This window comes from Mesorhizobium sp. CA13 (assembly GCF_020165235.1).
Lineage (GTDB): Bacteria > Pseudomonadota > Alphaproteobacteria > Rhizobiales > Rhizobiaceae > Mesorhizobium.
In genome coordinates, this window is the sequence record NZ_JAIUHS010000010.1 from 183,179 (window position 1) to 201,321 (window position 18,143).

Annotated in this window: 19 protein-coding genes; 15 read left to right on the top strand and 4 right to left on the bottom strand. The window is 60.4% G+C overall.

Annotated elements, in window-relative coordinates:
- Positions 1 to 9 precede the first annotated feature (9 nt).
- The 13 genes from LB566_RS22100 (at position 10) to LB566_RS22160 (ending at position 12,450) form a co-directional block, all read left to right on the top strand.
- The gene (locus tag LB566_RS22100) at positions 10 to 1,029 is read left to right on the top strand and encodes an ABC transporter ATP-binding protein (RefSeq protein ID WP_181172538.1); all 1,020 of its coding nucleotides are present in this window, start codon (positions 10 to 12) and stop codon (positions 1,027 to 1,029) included.
- A complete protein-coding gene (locus LB566_RS22105; protein ID WP_140551937.1) occupies positions 1,026 to 2,081 on the top strand; it encodes an ABC transporter ATP-binding protein in 1,056 nt (351 codons plus the stop codon). The genes LB566_RS22100 and LB566_RS22105 overlap by 4 nt, the downstream gene beginning before the upstream one ends.
- A gap of 30 nt (positions 2,082 to 2,111) precedes the next feature.
- Complete coding sequence (locus LB566_RS22110) at positions 2,112 to 2,861, top strand: SDR family NAD(P)-dependent oxidoreductase (RefSeq protein WP_140551938.1); 750 nt, start codon at positions 2,112 to 2,114, stop codon at positions 2,859 to 2,861.
- An 84-nt stretch (positions 2,862 to 2,945) separates the two neighbouring features.
- Positions 2,946 to 3,710 carry a FadR/GntR family transcriptional regulator gene (locus LB566_RS22115; protein ID WP_224626960.1) on the top strand — a complete coding sequence of 255 codons (765 nt, stop codon included), beginning with the start codon at positions 2,946 to 2,948 and terminating at the stop codon, positions 3,708 to 3,710.
- A 41-nt stretch (positions 3,711 to 3,751) separates the two neighbouring features.
- Positions 3,752 to 4,651, top strand: a complete 900-nt coding sequence (locus LB566_RS22120; RefSeq protein ID WP_140551939.1) for a polysaccharide deacetylase family protein — start codon at positions 3,752 to 3,754, stop codon at positions 4,649 to 4,651.
- Between the two features lie 318 nt (positions 4,652 to 4,969).
- Positions 4,970 to 6,505: a sugar ABC transporter ATP-binding protein gene (locus LB566_RS22125; RefSeq protein WP_224626963.1), complete on the top strand. Its 1,536-nt coding sequence runs from the start codon at positions 4,970 to 4,972 to the stop codon at positions 6,503 to 6,505.
- 2 nt (positions 6,506 to 6,507) lie between these two features.
- A complete protein-coding gene (locus LB566_RS22130) occupies positions 6,508 to 7,482 on the top strand; it encodes an ABC transporter permease (protein WP_140551941.1) in 975 nt (324 codons plus the stop codon).
- A complete protein-coding gene (locus tag LB566_RS22135) occupies positions 7,482 to 8,492 on the top strand; it encodes an ABC transporter permease (protein ID WP_140551942.1) in 1,011 nt (336 codons plus the stop codon). Before LB566_RS22130 ends, LB566_RS22135 begins: the two co-directional genes overlap by 1 nt.
- A gap of 30 nt (positions 8,493 to 8,522) precedes the next feature.
- Positions 8,523 to 9,737 (top strand): sugar ABC transporter substrate-binding protein, encoded by a 1,215-nt coding sequence (locus tag LB566_RS22140; protein ID WP_224626966.1) that lies wholly within the window; start codon positions 8,523 to 8,525, stop codon positions 9,735 to 9,737.
- Positions 9,738 to 9,912: 175 nt separating this feature from the next.
- A complete protein-coding gene (locus LB566_RS22145) occupies positions 9,913 to 10,245 on the top strand; it encodes a hypothetical protein (protein WP_140551944.1) in 333 nt (110 codons plus the stop codon).
- Complete coding sequence (locus tag LB566_RS22150; protein ID WP_140551945.1) at positions 10,238 to 11,278, top strand: CobW family GTP-binding protein; 1,041 nt, start codon at positions 10,238 to 10,240, stop codon at positions 11,276 to 11,278. Before LB566_RS22145 ends, LB566_RS22150 begins: the two co-directional genes overlap by 8 nt.
- A gap of 85 nt (positions 11,279 to 11,363) precedes the next feature.
- Complete coding sequence (locus LB566_RS22155) at positions 11,364 to 11,624, top strand: hypothetical protein (RefSeq protein WP_140551946.1); 261 nt, start codon at positions 11,364 to 11,366, stop codon at positions 11,622 to 11,624.
- Positions 11,625 to 12,129: 505 nt separating this feature from the next.
- Positions 12,130 to 12,450, top strand: a complete 321-nt coding sequence (locus LB566_RS22160) for a hypothetical protein (protein ID WP_181172539.1) — start codon at positions 12,130 to 12,132, stop codon at positions 12,448 to 12,450.
- Positions 12,451 to 12,460: 10 nt separating this feature from the next.
- On the opposite strand, the gene LB566_RS22165 is transcribed toward LB566_RS22160, so the two are convergent.
- The 3 genes from LB566_RS22165 to LB566_RS22175 all read right to left on the bottom strand — a co-directional run bounded on the left by LB566_RS22165 (position 12,461) and on the right by LB566_RS22175 (position 14,325).
- Complete coding sequence (locus LB566_RS22165; RefSeq protein WP_224626969.1) at positions 12,461 to 13,048, bottom strand: RES family NAD+ phosphorylase; 588 nt, start codon at positions 13,046 to 13,048, stop codon at positions 12,461 to 12,463.
- An 85-nt stretch (positions 13,049 to 13,133) separates the two neighbouring features.
- The gene (locus LB566_RS22170; protein ID WP_140551948.1) at positions 13,134 to 13,814 is read right to left on the bottom strand and encodes a hypothetical protein; all 681 of its coding nucleotides are present in this window, start codon (positions 13,812 to 13,814) and stop codon (positions 13,134 to 13,136) included.
- A gap of 202 nt (positions 13,815 to 14,016) precedes the next feature.
- Positions 14,017 to 14,325, bottom strand: coding sequence for a YihY/virulence factor BrkB family protein (locus LB566_RS22175; RefSeq protein ID WP_411910499.1), 309 nt, complete (start codon positions 14,323 to 14,325; stop codon positions 14,017 to 14,019).
- A 733-nt stretch (positions 14,326 to 15,058) separates the two neighbouring features.
- On the opposite strand from LB566_RS22175, the gene LB566_RS22180 reads away from it, so the two are divergent.
- Positions 15,059 to 15,637, top strand: a complete 579-nt coding sequence (locus LB566_RS22180) for a DUF1003 domain-containing protein (protein ID WP_140551949.1) — start codon at positions 15,059 to 15,061, stop codon at positions 15,635 to 15,637.
- Positions 15,638 to 15,986: 349 nt separating this feature from the next.
- Entirely contained in the window at positions 15,987 to 17,147 is a 1,161-nt protein-coding gene (locus LB566_RS22185; protein ID WP_224626972.1) for a sensor histidine kinase, read from the top strand.
- Between the two features lie 321 nt (positions 17,148 to 17,468).
- Here the strand turns inward: LB566_RS22185 and LB566_RS22190 are convergent, their stop codons facing one another.
- Complete coding sequence (locus LB566_RS22190) at positions 17,469 to 17,729, bottom strand: LysR substrate-binding domain-containing protein (protein WP_140551951.1); 261 nt, start codon at positions 17,727 to 17,729, stop codon at positions 17,469 to 17,471.
- Between the last annotated feature and the right edge of the window lie 414 nt (positions 17,730 to 18,143).

Genomic DNA, 18,143 nt, shown 5'->3' on the forward strand with positions numbered 1-18,143 from the left:
AGAATGTCATTGGGCGCAGCAGAAATCATAAGCAAAACGCGCAACGCCTACGGCGGCAACAAGCCGCCGTTGATCGACATCAGGAACTTGCGCGTGACGTTCCCGTCGGGAAGCGCCGAACCTAAGACGGTGCTCAAGTGCATTGACCTTGCAGTACAGCCGGGCGAGATCGTTGGCCTGGTCGGCGAGAGTGGCGCGGGCAAGACGACGCTCGCCCGCTCCATCCTCGGGCTGCCGCCATCGCCGGGCCGCATCGCCGGCGGCGAAGTCCACTTCGAGGGCCGCCAGATTCTCAGCCTGTCCGAATCCGAACTCCGCCGTCTTCGCGGCCGCCGTCTCTCGGTCGTGGTGCCTAATCCCCGCGCCGAGCTCAATCCGCTGCTCAAGGTCGGTGATCAGATCGCCGCGATGGCGAAGATCCATCTCGGCGTCGGCGGCAAGGAGGCGCGGCGCATGGCGCTGAAGATCCTGTACGACGTGCAGATACCGGACCCGGAACGGCGCATGGATGCCTACCCTCACGAACTGTCCGGCGGCATGGCGCAACGCGTCGTCATCGCCATGGCGCTGATCTGCAGCCCGGCCTTTATCATCTCGGATGACGCCACCAGCGGACTTGACGTCACAGTGCAGGCGCAAATCCTGGCCCTGCTGACCAAGCTTGCCGCGGAGCATGGCAGCGCCATGCTGTTCATCACCCGCGACGTCGGCATCACCGCGCATTTCTGCAATCGCATCGCTGTGCTGTTCTCGGGCGAAATCGTCGAAATCGCGCCGCGCGAGGCGCTCTTCCTCGCGCCGGCGCATCCCTACACGCTGATGCTGCTTGCAGCCTTCTCCCATAGCCCCAGGCTGCGCGACAGCTGGAGCGTGCCGGACACTGGCCGGCGGCTCGAACCGACCACCGGCTGCCAGTATGCCGACCGTTGTCCCCTCTCTCAGCCGGTTTGCCGCGCACAGCGGCCACCTTTCGCCGAGATCAGCCCAGGACATTTCGTCCGCTGCCATTTCCCCGTGAGGCACGCATGAACGCCGTCCTGACGATCGACAACCTCTACAAGCGCTTCCCCATTGCCGGCTCCAAGCAGGTGGTGCAGGCGATCAACGGCGTTAGCCTGACCATCGAGCCGGGTGAGACACTGGGGCTCGTGGGCGAGAGCGGCTCAGGCAAGACCACGGTCGGCCGCTGCATCGTCGGCCTGATCGAGCCGACCGCCGGAAACATCCACTTCCGCGGCACCGACCTAGCCCAGCGCCACCAACACAAGAGCATGCTGGCTGGTAAGATTCAGCTCGTATTCCAGGAGCCGAACGAGTCGCTCGACCCGCGCATGAAGATCGGCGACACGATCAGCGAGCCGCTCCTGCCGCTCAAGCTCGACCGCGAAACGAGGCGCCGCCGCACCGCCGACGCCTTGCGTCTGGTACGGCTGGATACCGATTTGCTCGACGCCTATCCTTCCGAGCTGCCTTCCGGGCAACAGCAGCGCGTCGGCATCGCGCGCGCCATGGTCACGGAGCCCGAACTCGTCGTCCTCGACGAACCGACCTCGGCGCTCGACCCGACTGCCCGCGCCGAGATCATCGATTTGCTGCGGCGTATCCAGAGTGAACGTAACACCGCCTATCTGTTCATCTCCCACGACCTTTCCACAGTGCGCTTCATCAGCCACCGCGTCGCGGTGATGTATCTCGGCATGATCGTTGAGCAGGGCAGCGCCGAAACGGTCTTCAACCGCCCGCAACATCCCTATTCCAGTGGCTTGCTGTCGTCGGTCATGCTGCCGCATCCGCATCTTAAGATCGAAAGCAGCGTCAGCCTCAAGGGCGAGATCCCGAGCCCGATCAATCTGCCCCAGGGCTGCTTCCTGGCATCGCGCTGCCCGTTCGTCATCGATCGCTGCCGCCGTGAGATGCCGCCGGCCGAGGCGGTCGGCGAGCGGCACACGGTCCATTGCTTCCGCCACAAGGACGTCGCCGCTTCGGTGCCGGCTTCCGACACCTTCAACGTGTTCATGAAGGAGGCCGAGCGCATCCTCGGCCGGCCGGCGCCCGGTGATCTCGCGTCTTCGCTTCAATAGTCAAGTCAACCACGAAATGGAAAACCAAGCATGTCAGGACGTCTCGCGGGGAAGAAAGCACTGGTCACAGGAGGCGCACGCGGCATCGGTGGCGCGATTGCCACGGCGTTCGCGCGCGAGGGCGCCGACGTGGCCGTTCTCGACCTGAAACTCGAGGCCGCCGAGGCGCGCACCTCCGCCCTTGCTGATTTCGGTGTGAAGACCTTTGCCGTCGCGGCCGATGTCAGCGACGAGGCGCAGGTCGAAGCAGCCGTCAAGAAGGTGGAGGCGGCGCTCGGCCAGATCGACATCCTGGTCAACAACGCCGGCATCGACACGACGTCCGTTGTCGCCGAAATGAGCACCGGCATGTGGGACCAGATGATGGCCGTGAACCTGCGCAGCGTCTTTCTTTGCACGCGCGCTGTGCTGAAGCCGATGATTTCCCGCAAGTTCGGCCGCATCATCAATATCGCCTCGCAACTCGGTCACAAGGGCGCGCCGGAAATGGCGCACTATGCGGCCGCCAAGGCCGGCGTCATCGGCTTCACCCGCTCGCTCGCCTACGAGGTGGCACGCGACGGCATAACTGTGAATGCCATCTGTCCCGGCCCCATCGAGACGGAGTTGTTCAGGGCGCTGCCGGAGGAATGGAAGAAGCGCAAGCTCGGCGAATTGCCGATCGGCCGCGCCGGCCATGTCGACGAAATCGCTCCCACCGCCGTGTTGCTGGCGTCGGAGGAGGGCGCTTACTACATCGGCGCAACCATGAATCCGAACGGCGGCGATGTCATGCTCTGATCAACCGCGGGCTGAATGGTTCCATCCAAATGTATCTTGTTCTAGCTATGTGGCGACAATTCTTGCTCACGCTGGGGCCTAGCCATGATGAAACTCAATCTCAATGATGACGGAAAGACGGCGGCTTCACAGCCGCCCGACCTGCGGCGCGAGCGCCGGGAACCCAGCGGCGGTGTGGCCCAGGCAACGGTGGCCGCCCTGCAGTCGATGATCCGGGACGGCAGGTTGCAACCAGGCGATACATTGCCGCCGCAGCGCGACCTGGCACGCGACCTCAATGTGAGCCGCGCCACCCTGCGCGAGGCTCTGTCGATCCTCGCCACCATCGGGGAGATTGTTGCGCGCGAGGGAGGGCGCGGCTTCGTTTGTGCCGACCCTTCCGGCGCACCGGCAACTCCGTCCTGGCGCTTCGCGGCGCGCTATTCGCTGAGCGAGGTCTTTCAGTTCCGCTACATCGTCGAATCCTACGCGGCCGAGCTCGCGGCGCTGACCCATACCGATCAGGAGATCGCCGACCTGAAGGGATGCACGACCGCCTTTCGCAACGCGGCGCGCGAGAAGGACCTTAATGCCTACGCGCAAGCGGACTTCGATTTCCACAACCTCATCATGCGCATCTCGCGCAACAAACTCCTGGTGGACATGCACCAGACATTCGCGAGCGTGCTGTTGGAAAGCCAGCGCCTGCCCACCGAGCGGCGGGGCAATCTGCTGTTCGCAGTGCAGGAGCATGACCGCATCCTGGAGGCGGTTGCCATGGGCGATCCCGATGGCGCCAACTACTACATGCGCAAACATATCAGCATGGCGGGAAGCCGGGCCGGTCTTCCACCCTCGCAACTACCATAGACGCCCTTCGGCCGGGGACATGAACAACGAAAGGAAGAGAGATGCCGAAAGAAATGTTTGTATCCTACGGAGTGGACGTTGACGCTGTCGCCGGCTGGTTGGGTTCTTACGGCGGTGAGGACAGCCCTTGCGACATCTCTCGCGGCGCCTTCGCAGGCAAGGTCGGCAGCCTCCGGCTGCTTCGCATGTTCGAAAAATGGGGGATCAAGACCACATGGTTCATCCCCGGTCATTCCATCGAGAGCTTTTGGGACGAAATGAAGGAAGTGGCCGACGCTGGCCACGAGATCGGCATGCATGGCTACAGCCACGAGAACCCGATCGCCATGTCGCCCGAGCAGGAAGAGGCCATCTTCAACAAGTGCGTCGACCTGATCACCAAGCTTTGCGGCAAGGCGCCTCGCGGCTATGTCGCTCCCTGGTGGGAGTTCGGCTCGAAAACAAATGAGCTGTTGAAGCAGAAGGGGCTGCTCTACGACCACTCCCTGATGCACAACGACCATCACCCCTACTATGTGACGGTCGGCGACCAGTGGACGAAGATCGACTATTCCAAGCATCCATCCAACTGGATGAAGCCGTATTCGCAAGGCGAAGAGACCGATCTCATCGAGATACCGGCATCCTGGTATCTCGACGACCTGCCGCCGATGATGTTCATCAAGGCCTCGCCCAACAGCCACGGCTTCGTCAACCCGCGCGATATCGAGCAGATGTGGCGCGACCAGTTCGACTGGGTCTACGAGAACTACGACTATGCCGTGTTCCCGCTGACGATCCATCCCGACGTGTCGGGCAAGCCGCATGTGCTGAAGATGCACGAACGGCTCCATGACTACATGAAGGGCTTCGAGGGCGTGAAGTTCGTCAAGATGGAAGAGATCGCGGCCGATTTCGGCAAGCGCTTCCCGCGCAGCGGCAAGGCACGTCCGAAATCCTGAAGCGGCTTCGGCGCACTATGCCGGGACCGCCGCACGGTCTCGGCCTGGTTCGCTTGAGTGGTCAGACCGGATAGATCGGATTGATTATACTTTCTGTGTCATCTCGCCGATGGCAGCGCCCATCAATTCTGCTGGAAACAGCAGAATTTATGGCGGATTTGGTGCCTTCGCACCACTTTTCGACCATTCATTTCCGGTCAGACCAAGTGTGCTGAAAATTCAAGCTTTCTTGCAGGCTTTCTTAATTGTCATGGCGGGTAAGGCGTGCTAGCTCCAATCTTGGTCTGACCAAATAGGGAAGACTGGGGAAGAGGTGGAATGAAGGATAGAACGCACAACGTCCTTGATTTCCGATCCGTGTCCAAGCGCTACGGTGCCACGATTGCGCTTGAGGACATTTCGTTTGAAATGCGCTCCGGCGAAGTGTGCGGTCTGCTCGGCGAAAATGGCGCCGGCAAATCGACACTCGTAAAGATACTGAGTGGCGTCGTCACACCTGATACCGGCTCCATCGAATTGCGCGGCGCTCCTTTCAAGCCGCAGGGCATTGTGGACGCCCGCTCGGCCGGCATAGCAACCGCCTTCCAGGAACTCAGCCTGATCCCGACATTGTCGGTGGCAGCGAACCTGTTCCTGCCGCGCCCGGCACTCAACCGCCTTGGTCTGGTCTCGGCGCGCAACATCGAGCGCGAGGCGGGTGAGATTCTTCAAGCCCATGACGTGACGGATATCGCGCCCCGGCGGCTGGTCGAGGATCTGCCGCTCGGCATGCGCCAGAAGGTCGAGATCGTGCGTGCGCTGCGGCACCGCCCGGCGGTGCTGGTGCTCGACGAAGCGACCGCCGCGCTCTCCGACCGTGAATGGCTTTTCAAACTGGTCGATGCCGCTGTTCGTGGCGGCACGTCAGTGCTCTACATAAGCCACAAGCTCGACGAGATCCGCCGCCTGTGCCAGCGCTGCGTTATCCTGCGTAACGGCCGCAAGGTGCTGGAAAGCGATGTCGAATCCATGAGCGACGAAGCGATATTCAGCAGTATGGCCGGTCGCTCCGTGGTTGAAGCCGCGGAGAAGGCGCCGTCGGCGGTTCGCGTCGGGGCCACGCCGGCGTTGGAGGTCGGTCACCTGGTCGGCCCTGGCGTCAATGATATCAGCTTCTCGCTGGCTCCCGGCGAGATTCTTGGTGTGGCGGGTCTGGAGGGTCACGGGCAGTCCAGTCTCTTCAAGTCGCTGGTGGGCCTGTCGACGCTGCGGCAGGGCACGATCTCGGTCGGAGGCAAGGCGACATCGGTCGGCTCGCCTCGCGCGGCGCGCAGGCTCGGCATGGTGCTGGTGCCGGAGGAACGAAAGTCCGAAGGACTGTTCCACGATCTCACCACGCAGGCGAATATCTCGTTGCCGATGATAGACAAGGTGAGCCCATTCAGGCTTGTAAACAGATCTTCCGAGTTGCGGCTGGTCGAGCAGGTAACCCCGGCAGTGAACCTTTCGAAGCGGCTCCTGCCCCTCAACATCGGCGCGCTTTCGGGCGGCAACCAGCAGAAGGCGGTGCTGGCGCGGGCGCTGATAACGGGCGCGCGGTGCCTGCTGTTGTTCGATCCCACGCGCGGTGTCGATGTCGGCGCCAAGCGCAACATATACGCCATGATGCGCGCGTTCGTGCGCGATGGCGGCTCGATCCTGTTCTATTCGACTGAACTGGACGAACTCGTTCAGCTCTGTGATCGCTGCCTCGTTCTCTACCGCAATTTGATTGCCGGCGAGCTCGGTCACGACCATCTCTCACAGGACCGTATGCTGTCGCTGGCATCCGGTTATCGCGACGGGTCGCGGCAGCCTGCCGCGCCAGGGGCGTAACGATGGCATCCGATACGCTTCGCGACCGCTTGGCAATTCTGGGCAACGGAGCGGTCGCCGCCATCGGCCTGCTTGCCGTCATGTTCGCCGTCTATGCCGCGCACGAGCCTTCGGCACTCTCGCTATTCGGCATCGGCAACCTCCTCAACAACGCCATCGTACTCGCCCTCGCCGCCACGGGACTGACGCTCGTCGTGTTATGCGGCGAGCTGGACCTTTCGGGTCCCGGCGTGATCGCCATCGCGAATGTGGTGGTGGCGACGGTGAGTGGCGGCGATGCGGGCGCCCTTGGCAGCTTCGGCCTGGTTCTGTTGGTGGGCCTCATGGTCGGTGGTCTCAACGGCATACTGGTCGCCTATTTTGGACTGCAGTCGCTCGCCGTCACGCTCGGTTCGCTGATCGCATGCCAGGGCATCGCGCTCCTCATCCTTCCGGCTCCTGGCGGCGAGGTGGTGGAATCCATCGCCTATGGCATCACCGGCGACATTCTGCGCATTCCCGTGCCGGCGATCCTGTTGGTGCTGGTGCTCGTCTTTTGGTTTCTGCTCAAGCATTCGCGCATGGGCATCGCAATGTACGCGGTCGGCACGGATCAGGCGGCCGCGCGGCTCTCCGGGCTCAACATCCGCGCCACCAGGCTATTGGCTTTCGTGGCCGCCGGCCTGTTCTATGCCATAGCCGGCTTCGTTTTCAGCGCCGAGATCGGTTCGGGCGATCCACGCATCAGCGATTCCTTCTTGCTGTTCATGTTCGCGGCGGTCGCGATCGGCGGCACGTCCCTGTTCGGCGGGCGCGGCGGGGTGGTCGGCACGCTGGCCGGTGCAGGTATTTTGACGGTGCTGCAAAAAATGCTGTTCGCGCTCGGCGTGGCTGACTTTTACACCAACATCTTCAACGGACTTATCATGATCTTGGCAATCCTTTTCGGCCAAGCCTCCGCCTATTTGGCGCGCCGTTCCGCGAGAAGGGAAGCCTGATGACCGACAAGGACATTACGACCCCGGCACAGACGTCCGAGCACGGAGCGCAGAGCGCGCGCCGCGCACTTGTCTCATCGGACCTTGTGCCGGCGATCGCCGTGTTCGCCGCCACGGCGCTGCTGGTCATCGGCACGAAGATCGTCAGTCCCAATTTCGGTTCGTTCGACCAGCTCACCGCCATACTGGTTACCGCCATCTTCCTGGTGGTCGCTTCGTTCGGGCAGGGGCTGGTGATCCTTCTGGGCGGCATCGACTTGTCACTGGGCGTGGTCATCGGTGTCGGCGGCATGATGATCGCGGAACTTACGCGCGGCAGCAACGACGCGCTGCTGTACGCCATTCCGCTTACCCTCTTGTGCTGTCTTGGCATCGGTCTCATCAACGGCATCGGTGTGGCGATTGCCAAAATCCCCCCCTTCATCGTGACGCTGGCGTCCGGCATCACATTCTTCGGGGTGGCGCTGGGTTTCACCGCGGGCAATTCGCAACAATCGGTCGCTCCGGCGGTCCAACAGTTCATGAGCTCCCGCTGGCTCGGTGTACCCTATCCCGTCTATTTCATAATCGTCTTTGCGGTGTTCGCCTGGCTCTTCCAGAACAAGAGCGCGGAAGGCCGCAAGCTCTACGCCATTGGCAGCAGCCCTGGCGCGGCCAACGTGCTGGGCCTGCCGATCGCCGCGCTCACCGTCGCAGTTTATGCCATCAGCGGCCTTTGTGCCGGAATGACCGGCATCCTCTTGGCCGGCTATTCCTCGAGCGCGACGCTTGACATGGGCGATGCGCTGCTGATGCCCTCCATCGCCGCCGTCGTCATCGGCGGCGCACGGGTCACCGGTGGCTCCGGCATCTATCTCGGAACTCTTGCCGGCGCGCTCTTCCTCAGCACGTTGTCCACCGTCATCACCACGCTCAGCCTCTCGCAGGGATTCCGCGATCTCGTGCAGGGCGGGATCATCATCATCGCTTTGCTGCTCCAGCGTGGGCGGCTCAATCTGCGAAGCCGTTAGTCGGCGGTCGCTTCAAATGGGAGAAAGAACATGAAGAACGCTTCGCGTAGACTGACTTACGGCTGGGCAGCCGTGGCCGCGACGTTGCTTGGTCTGGGGACATCCAGCGCGAATGCCCAGGATACCTACAAGGTGTTCCTGAATATGAGCTACAGCGGCAACACCTGGCAGGCGAGCGCCGCCAATGGCATCAAGGCACTGGCTTCGACCCCGCCTTACGACAAGCAGGTAGAGTTCAAGACCATTATCTCCGGCACCGACGTGCAGAAGCAGATATCCGACCTCCAGAGCATGATCGCGGCAGGCGCCAACGCCATTCTTCTGTATCCGCTCTCGCCGACTGCGCTCAACCGCACCATCAAGCAGGCCTGCGATCAAGGCGTCGTGGTGTTCACCTACGACAGTACGGTTACGGAGTCCTGCGCGCACAACGTCTCCAACATCACCGCCCGCTACGGCGCCAACACGGCACAGTGGATGGTGAATCAGATGGGCGGCAAGGGAGAGCTGATCTTCAACCACGGCGTCGCCGGCACGACCGTGACCAAGACCTATGACGAACAGGCCTATGGCGTGTTCAAGAAATATCCCGACATCAAGATCGTCGGCGATTTCTATGGCAACTGGAACGACGCGACCTCGCAGGAGGAGGTTGCCAAGATCCTGGCCGCGCACCCCAACGTCGACGGCATCTGGACGGTCGACGGCACCTTTGGCTCTTTGCAGGCTGTCATCAACAGTCGTCCCGACAAGCTGGTCGTGATTGCCGGCCAGTCCAACAACGGCTATCGCCTGGCGATGGCGGATCCGGCCATGCAGGCCAAGGGCCTGAAAGGCGTCTCCTCGAGCGCGGGTCCGGCGGTTGGCGGCTACGCCTTCAAGCTCATGATGGAAGTCGTGACCGGCAAGAAGAAGCTAACCGCCAACAACATCGAATATCCGCTGCCATGGGTTGAGCCGCAGGACGTGAAGCTCTGCCAGGGCGAGACCTTCGTTGACGGCTGCAACACTTTCCCTGCCGACAAGGTGCCACCGCTCTTCATCGACACCTCCCTGAACGGCGATCTGCTGCCCGAACTCAGCTTGAAGTCGGTGCAAGATGGTACGCCCACGCCGGGCGCAACCATCAAGGATCTGCCTGACGTGACCTACGCCGACAATTTACCCGGCATCAACTGCGGCAAATGTGAGCCAACCAAGGACTGGCTGGAGCCAAACAAGGTTAAGCCGATTCCTGCCCCTTGAGTTCCTCGACAGAAGAACGCGGCATTTCCGGGGCCGCGTTCTTCTTCTGGTCGAAGCCTGCGTTAGACCAGGCAGGGGGACTTGGCATTGCCAGGCAGGGCAACCACCTACAGAGGAACTATAATGCCTGTCGGGGTCAAACGGTCTCCGAAGACGGTCATCCAAGGAGCAGATCATGTGCTCGCTATGCGGCGTTCTAGGCAGCAACGAACATTGGACCGATGCCGTGGCCCGGCCCGGCGTTTACACGCGCAACGTCGAAAACGTTGACCGGCGCCGTGAGCGCGCAAATCGCGTCAGGATTGCTAACCTCATCCTAGCCTACTTCGGCATGCGGCTGGCGGACTGGCAAGGCACGTCCTTTGTCATTTCAACGCGAACGGGCAAGACCGAGATCATCAACGATCTCGGACACCTATGGCAGGCTGCGGAGCGTCTTTCGGGCAGGACTTGCGATCCGTTGGAGGCCGATGTCATCGCAAGCTTCGAAGCCGGTCGCGATGGCTGAACTACCGCCGTTCACGCCAGTCCACCTGCTGACAGGTTTTCTCGGCTCGGGCAAAACCACGCTTCTGAAGCGGCTGCTGGATGACCCCGATCTGTCGGACGCGGCCGTGCTCATCAATGAGTTCGGCCAAGTCGGGCTCGACCACCACCTGGTGGAGCGAATTGACGAAACGATGGTGCTGCTTCAGTCCGGCTGCGTGTGCTGCACAGTGCGCGGTGAACTGGCCGACGCGATCTGCGATCTATATTCGAAGCGGGAGCGCGGCCAGATATCCCCGTTCCGGCAGGTGGTGGTCGAGAGTACGGGGCTGGCTGACCCATTTCCGGTCCTTTCGACGCTGAAATCCCATCCGATGCTGAAGCACCATTTCACCGCAGGAAACGTGGTGACCACCGTCGACGTGATGAACGGGATTGGCAACCTCGACCGATACATCGAATCCAATCGCCAGGTGGCCATTGCCGACAGGCTGGTCATGACCAAGACCGATCTCGCCGACGGCGCCGAAATCGGGCGACTTGCCGACCGGCTGAGGCGTATCAATCCGGATGCCGCGATGCTGGATGTTCGGTGCGGGTTTCGTGCGCAAGATTTGTTCGAGCAGGACACTGTGGCCCGTGCAAGCCAATTGCAGTCGCAGTCGGGTTTCTTCTGTGAGGAGGCCGCCGTATTGGCGACCGCCGACGGACAAGCGCATCAGGCGGCGATCGTATCCTGCGTCCTGATCTGGGACGAGCAAGTCGACTGGACTGCGTTCGGCCTATGGCTCACCATGCTGCTCAACAGACATGGAGAGCGCGTCCTTCGAGTAAAGGGCATCCTGAACATCGCAGGTGAAGACCGTCCGGTCGCGATCCACGGTGTGCAGCATCTCGTTCATCCTCCTGTACATATGAAGGCGTGGCCGAGCGAAGACCGCAGATCGCAGCTGGTCATCATTGCCGACGGACTCGATTTGGAACGGGTGCAGCGCTCATTCGCTGCATTCGCCTTGGCCAGCAAGCCCAAAGTCATGGCGATTGCCGGCGCGTAGTCGAAGTCAATGTCCTCCGCTTCCCGTGCCAAGTTCTTCGGCAAGGGAATTCTCGCCGGCCAGGGACTCCCCTTGGAACAAGGCCGTGGCACGCAGCTGTCACAGGCGATGCGGCCCATCGATCTATGGTGCGCCGACTACAAGGGCGAGTTTCTATGGCGAGGGGCGCAAGTATCGGGATTTCGTCTATATCTATTTTGGCGTTGGTGTCGGGGGCAGTATCATGAATGCCGGGGCGGACGGCCGCTATGCCGTCTTCAGCGAGGCGATGGCACGGACCAGCCTGGATGAATTCGGCGACAGCAACACCGTAGGCGCCAAGCTCGGCGTCAGCATGAAATGGTAGTCAACGGATAGCGGGAGATCGAGCGCGGCTTGCCTGAAACGCAAAAAGCCCCGCCGGCCGGAGCCAGCAGGGCGATCATATTGCTGAAGCCAGAAAAGGTCTAACATTGCAGCGAAGTTCTCTGCAATGTTAGGCCGCCTAGCTACTGGAGGGGAGCTTGCTCCAGATCTTCAGCGTCATCGGTGGCACCGCGGCATGCGCGAGTATATTGGTTTTGGCCTTGGCGTTGATCCCTGGCCACAGCGGCGGCAGCACCATGATTTTGATCGCGGTAATTGGGCGGCGTTAGCGGCAGTTGCGTTCCTCGTGCCTAAGGTTTTTGAACCGATCTCCCGGTAACGAACCTTCACTCGTTGGGAGATTGCAGCTGCAAAAGACGGTGAAGCCGCCGGCGCCGAACATCAAGGCATAGCCTGAAACGCCTCGAATGTTCTCAGCTTCGTTAGGGTTTACCCGATGGCATCCAGGTACTGCGTCAGGCAGGAGATCGATTGAACTGTGGACGGTGTTCGACGTGTTCACCGGCTTGCCAGCTGAAATTGAAGGACATCCATATGTCGTTCTCGAAATGGACTATGCCCACGAGATAGCCGGCATCCTCAACGCTGCCGCCCGAACGGGTGCCGGGCAAAATGCAAACTCTTCGGAAATCCAGACTGTTGATCCAGTTCGCCCGTGCATTGGCAACCGCAGGCTCAAGACCCTCAAAGGCTCACGCCTACGAGTTCATCTGCAAGGCGTGGGCGTCACAACATCACTCTATAGTATTTTGTTAGGTGAGCAGCTTTGCGAGTGCTGGCCTCGTCCGGCGACAATCGCAGCATAGGGGAGACGATTTAAACGACGTTGACGCCGATGCGATTGGCCAGGATCAGCAGGTCGGAAACGAGCTCGTTATCATTGAGGATGCTTCGGGCGGCGTCCGCAAGCAGGTCGTTCGCAGGAATGCGGTCGCCGAACAGGAGGACCGCCCGCGCTCGGTCGTCTTGGCGCGAAACCCAGCACAAGCCTTTAACCGCCGGGCACTGCTTGTGGATGGCCTCCGCCCATCTCCGCGTGCCAGGATACTGGTCCTTCTCCGTGTCGATAAGATCCATCCGACGCAATCCGAGCGACCGCAGTGCGGTCGAGCTGAGGTCGGCCAGTACCAAGTCCCGTCGGGGCGTCACCGTCGAATAGACTTGACCGGCAAATTTCGCTTGATCGAAGGTCTTCAGCCCCGGTGCGATTGGCACGTCGTGAAATACCGTCTCCATTGCGGCGCAGTCAAAGCTCGTTCCACCATACAGCGTCGGGATACTGCTACCGACCGAGTTCCCAATTGGGCTGAAGCGGGCGTTTCCCCTCACCCCCGGATTGAAGACATTGCCGCCATAGAGGTTCAGGTGGATGCGGTGAATGACTCGACCCGCCGACCAGGTCATGGTCTGGATCCGTGTGCTGAGGTCCTTCCAGGGCTCGGGCACGCTTGTGCCGACGACTAGCGGCCTCTTCGCGCGCGACCTTCTGTCAGCCATGGAGGACGCCAGCAACCTCGTCTTTGGCAGCGGCAATGACACGATCGGGCTCGCTGATGAGAAGGTCTTGCGGCCTCTTGCCTCCGAGAAAGCTGTTGACCGAGGCAAACCAGTAGGCGAGACCCCAGTCGTCCTTCTTTCCTCGGAAGGTGCTGAGCACCTTTGCCAAAGCCTTCACTGGCCGAAAGTCGGTCGAGGGCTCAAGGGCGTACCCCGGAAAGTAGTCGACGCCTCGATGCCGCACGGCAAAGACCTGCCCCTCCTTTTTCCATTTATTTGGCTGGGCGCTGGGATTGCTGGCGCTGAAACCGGCTACTTTGGCCACTTCGGCGGCCGTTAGCCAGTCACCGCTTTCCAGCACCGCCTTGCGCGCATCCCCCACCATGCGCGCTTCGAGGAGCATGTGATGTGGAGGAGGGACCACCGGTACCAAGGCTTCAACGATGGAATTGAAGGTCTCATCCTGGCGACGCTTGAGAATTGCACTGACAAAGGGAGCGAGCCCCGCGACCGTCTCAGCGAAGGCCTTGGCGGCGGACGCGCTGCCGTGCTCGATGGTCAGGGCAACAACCTGCTCGGCCTTAAGATGGTTAAGCCCCCTCCGGACCTGCTCTGGTGTTCCCGTAAGCGTGCCAACGCGGGAAAACTCGTCGGTCTTACTGGCAGCGACCATGTGGCCCGACTCCGTTCGGTTATCTTGGTTATCAATGTAGCACCGTAATCAAAATCATCAAGGGACGGCAACCCAGGGGCGTTCCGGCTCGTGTTGCGAAGCCCACACGCGAGGTGCGAGGTATAGACACGCATTAAAAATAAAATAGGAGGCGAGCGAAAAGGCGCGGCACTGATTGCAACGAAACGCAGGGAAGGATGAGTTAGCCACCATCAGGGCGGAGCCGCGTGTCCATCTCGGCGTCGCTTAACGCCACTACTGGCGCAAGGTCTGGCCGGCTTCCACGCCTGACCGAGTAAGCGCGCGTAATTTCTGCACCGAAGAGGAAGATCTGCGCTGAATAATAGACCCAAAGCAGCACCACCATCAGCGCGCCTGCCGCTCCGTAGGAAGTCGCTATCGCGCTGGTGCCGATATACCAGCCGATCAGCGACTTGCCGATGGTGAACAGCAACGCAGTGACCACCGACCCGACGGCAACATCGCGCCATTTGAGCGTGCGATCCGGCAAGATCACCAGAGTGCGGGCTCAGACACACGTCGCTCCTGGGGTTTAACGTATGCCAAGCCGAAACACAGACGACAAGCATCATACCCAAGGGTTACGTCCGGATTGCGATCTCTACAGGAAGCGGCGATCGGTGATTGCGCAGCGAAGCTGAAGCCCGCTCCGCAGGATGCCGGAAGGCGCGCCGATAGCGTCCGCCTTGATCCTGCACCGCCGCAAAGGCGCCCCTTGGGGTTCCTTTGCCGGCCGGCGAGCATCGCAAGGTTAGGAGTATGCGGTCGGGTCTTGAATGCCATGGCTTTAACTCAACACGAGCCCTGCCAGCAGCACGGCGATTGCGAGTGAAAAAGGGACGGCCAAAAGCCAGCGAGCTTCCAATACACTAAAGTCACGGTTCACGATGATGCTCCTTCCAGTCCCTTCAACATGAAAAGCGTCAAGGCACCTGATCGGTTCCGTTTTGATTGATTGGACACCGGATCAAGGTGGTGGCGGTTAGCACGAATCTAAGGGTAGGCGGCTGTTTAACCTCCCGTTACGCGACCGGCACTGACGAGGAACAAGCCGCACCGCTCCAAGTTTGAATCGCGTTCCATTGGAGACATCGGCTGATGCAAACCTGTAGGCTCGAAGAGATGGTTGGCGACATGGTGGTCTCCCCTCGATTCGATTAGCCAACTTCAGGGAGCATGCAGTGCCGAATTTGAGTTGGGGCTGACTGCGAACGGAGAACCCTATGAACCTCAGCGACTCGGATGCGGATAGGAATAGCATCACCCCAACCAGGCCATCTGCCGAGGGACTCGCTCCGGCACTGGCCCGGAACATTGAAGCAATTGTCGAACGAAGGAAGCAGGAGGCAAAGCAAGCCTCGATCGAGGAACGGGCGGCAGCGGCGCTTAGCGGATTCGCCGGCAGCATGATGTTCGTCTACCTTCATCTCGTCTTTTTTGGCGTGTGGATCTTCCTCAACGTTGCACCTGTTGGCCTAATTGAGCCTTGGGATCCGTCCTTGGTAATTCTGGCGATGTTCGCATCGGTGGAGGCAATCTTCCTCTCCACTTTCGTGCTGATAAACCAGAACCGGATGGCGGCTCAGGATGATGCCCGGGCAGACTTAGACCTTCAGGTGAGCCTGCTGAACGAACACGAGACCACGAAGCTGATCAAGATGGTCGAGGAAATAGCCAGACACTTGCATGTCCGCAGAGAAACAGACGACGAGTTGGCGGAGTTGAAGCGCGACGTGGCGCCTGAAGTTGTCCTCGATAAGATCGCGGAGGCAAGGGACGAGGCAAGTTCAGCTCGATCATAACCTCAGATTTCCCCAGCTCTCTCCACGATGCACTCTGGGTCGATCCAATGTTGCCACCGGCCCCTCGGGAGCCAGCCAAACCTGACCAGCTTTTCGTGCAACAGGACGCTTTCCGTCCCGGCGAGCAGCCGCAAAGAGTGACGGCGCCGCCCATCAAGTCCTGACGTTTTGACCGCGCAGCAGCAACCGGACGACTGATAGGCGCAGCCTAACATCCCGCGACCTTGCGAGGCTTCTTTGCAGGCGATTTGCGGCCAAGCCGGCTTGAATGCCGGGCACCTGATACGACGGCGGAGCAATTTCAAGGCGCGCGCGTTTACTGCGCACGTTGATCTGGAAAGGATCGCACGTGGACCGTACCGACCACCTTGCCAAGTTGCGCCGACATGTTCGCATTCTTGTGGACCTCGGCCGCCTGGCCGGTGAAGAAACGCCGGTCAGTCGCTTCCTGGATCAAGCCTGTGTGCAGGTCGCCCGAGCTGTAGAGATCAACCACGTGAAGGTGCTGCGCTACCGCCGTCGTACGGCTGACCTGTTCATGGAAGCAGGTTTCGGATGGAAGGTCGGCGTGGTCCGCATGGCGACCTTTTCTGCGGATCTGCGGTCGCCGCCTGGACGAACCTACCAGACCGGCGAGCCCTTGGCGATCTTGGACGGGGCCGCTGCGCAGCGAGATGGCGACTATGCTTTTTCCGATGTGCTCAAAGACCACGGTATCAGATCACTCGCCAACGTGCCCATCCTCATCAAGGGCGCCGCCTGGGGAGTTCTGGAGGTCGATTCAGCAACCACGCGGGATTTCGGCGAGGATACTATCGAATTCATGACGGCTGCTGCGGCCGTCATCGCTTCTACGGTGCAAAGGCCAACCCTTGATGCCAGCGATGCGCAAGCGACGGCGGCAGCTATCGTCCAAGCGCAGGAACGCGAGGTGCTGCTGCGAGAAATGCAGCACCGCGTAAAGAACAACTTCCAACTCATCCTGTCATCGATAGCCATCCAGAAACGACGGTTTGAAAGCGCCGAAGTGCACCGCGTCCTGGAACATGTCGCGAACCGCGTTAATGCCATCTCGCTTGCTCATGATCAGCTCTCACCCGGTCAAGGATTGCGAGCTGTCGATGTAGCGCGTTACCTGCGAGCACTGTGCGCATCGCTTCAGGCTCAGATGGAAAATGCCACGATCGAGATCGAGGCCGACGAGATCGAACTCGCGATTGAACGTGCGGTGCCGCTCGGTCTCATTATGAACGAGGCTGTAATGAACTCGGTCAAGCATGCCTTTGGCCCGGGCGGAGGGCATATCAATGTGAAACTCGAATCCGGCATTGGTTATGGCGAGGCGCGACTTATAGTGGCAGATGACGGGCACGGCATTCAAAGTCCCCGGCCTGGTGGGTCGGGACAAAAGCTGATCCAGGCACTAACCGGCCAGATCGGCGGCAAAGTTCAGCAGGATAGCTCTGCCAACGGCACCATCACAAAGATAGTCTTTCCTGTAATCGCCTAGGTGAGCAGGTGACGGATTGTCTGTAGGAATTGCGCTACGCGGCCGAGCAACGAGGTAGTAGTTGGGCATCCAATACCCTAGAGGCCCGACACCATGTAGCCATTGACGTCACCGGCCCTTCAGCGCCTTAGCCTCCAGCTCCAGAGTTGTGCGGTCATTGCCGTGCCTGTCGAGTAGCTCTTTCACCTGCTGCGGGTGATCCTTCTGGGCGCATCGAGAACTGTTTGGGCCTAGCATAAAATCCGGCGCGGAAGGGCCTCATCTCACATTTTCGCTGCTGCGTTTGCCTTCGCTACCTGCCGGAACTGACAGCCGAGCGGCCTACTCCCGTACTGCCGCGCGTCGTTCGCCAACTCGCAAGCAAACAAAATGGACCGCAGGATTGTCCTCCGAACGAGGACTGAGATAAGCTATTCTACCCGCCGTCAAATCCGCTCGTGCTAACGGTTCACGCAACAGTGCGATACCAAGTCCAGCCTTCGCCGCCGCCAATATAGTATCATAGTCTTCAAAACGTCGGTCGTGCCAACGGGGTCGGTAAGAAAGACGCGCCTGGCGCCATAAGTTCATGCCCGATAGCATCGTATTAGGCTCGATCCTATCATCGGGCCGCGACCATGCCACGGCGGCTCGCGGGTGCCTTCGAGCTCGTGCCAAAGCCAAACGCAAGGAAACCACGCCAAGGGACGTCGTCGGAGAGAAATGAGACGTCGTGCAAACCGTCGTACTGGATCTTAATTTGTCAGTAACATTATCACCGCGACGATGAAGGTAACGTTTGCGACAACCAAACCCAAAAAGAGCAGGACCATACTTACTTCGGTATCATCTGGCTTTTTTGATAACCGGTTCTGCTCGCAAACCACATATCCAATTCCGCGTTCAATCATCAGAGTCTCCAAATTGAGCGACTTCGAATGGTCTTGCTGCAGAAACGCTCTCCAGGAGTAACTATGGTAGTGCTTCGACCGAGAGCCGGTGTCCGCAGCGGCCAGT

What these genes read in the sequence shown, in the direction of transcription:
- LB566_RS22125 (WP_224626963.1), top strand. Translation starts at nt 4,970, where the DNA reads ATGAAGGATAGAACGCACAACGTCCTTGATTTCCGATCCGTGTCCAAG.
- LB566_RS22105 (WP_140551937.1), top strand. Translation starts at nt 1,026, where the DNA reads ATGAACGCCGTCCTGACGATCGACAACCTCTACAAGCGCTTCCCCATT.
- LB566_RS22140 (WP_224626966.1), top strand. Translation starts at nt 8,523, where the DNA reads ATGAAGAACGCTTCGCGTAGACTGACTTACGGCTGGGCAGCCGTGGCC.
- LB566_RS22150 (WP_140551945.1), top strand. Translation starts at nt 10,238, where the DNA reads ATGGCTGAACTACCGCCGTTCACGCCAGTCCACCTGCTGACAGGTTTT.
- LB566_RS22190 (WP_140551951.1), bottom strand. Translation starts at nt 17,729, where the DNA reads ATGCTATCGGGCATGAACTTATGGCGCCAGGCGCGTCTTTCTTACCGA.
- LB566_RS22110 (WP_140551938.1), top strand. Translation starts at nt 2,112, where the DNA reads ATGTCAGGACGTCTCGCGGGGAAGAAAGCACTGGTCACAGGAGGCGCA.
- LB566_RS22130 (WP_140551941.1), top strand. Translation starts at nt 6,508, where the DNA reads ATGGCATCCGATACGCTTCGCGACCGCTTGGCAATTCTGGGCAACGGA.
- LB566_RS22135 (WP_140551942.1), top strand. Translation starts at nt 7,482, where the DNA reads ATGACCGACAAGGACATTACGACCCCGGCACAGACGTCCGAGCACGGA.
- LB566_RS22180 (WP_140551949.1), top strand. Translation starts at nt 15,059, where the DNA reads ATGAACCTCAGCGACTCGGATGCGGATAGGAATAGCATCACCCCAACC.
- LB566_RS22165 (WP_224626969.1), bottom strand. Translation starts at nt 13,048, where the DNA reads ATGACCTGGTCGGCGGGTCGAGTCATTCACCGCATCCACCTGAACCTC.
- LB566_RS22145 (WP_140551944.1), top strand. Translation starts at nt 9,913, where the DNA reads ATGTGCTCGCTATGCGGCGTTCTAGGCAGCAACGAACATTGGACCGAT.
- LB566_RS22120 (WP_140551939.1), top strand. Translation starts at nt 3,752, where the DNA reads ATGCCGAAAGAAATGTTTGTATCCTACGGAGTGGACGTTGACGCTGTC.
- LB566_RS22170 (WP_140551948.1), bottom strand. Translation starts at nt 13,814, where the DNA reads ATGGTCGCTGCCAGTAAGACCGACGAGTTTTCCCGCGTTGGCACGCTT.
- LB566_RS22115 (WP_224626960.1), top strand. Translation starts at nt 2,946, where the DNA reads ATGATGAAACTCAATCTCAATGATGACGGAAAGACGGCGGCTTCACAG.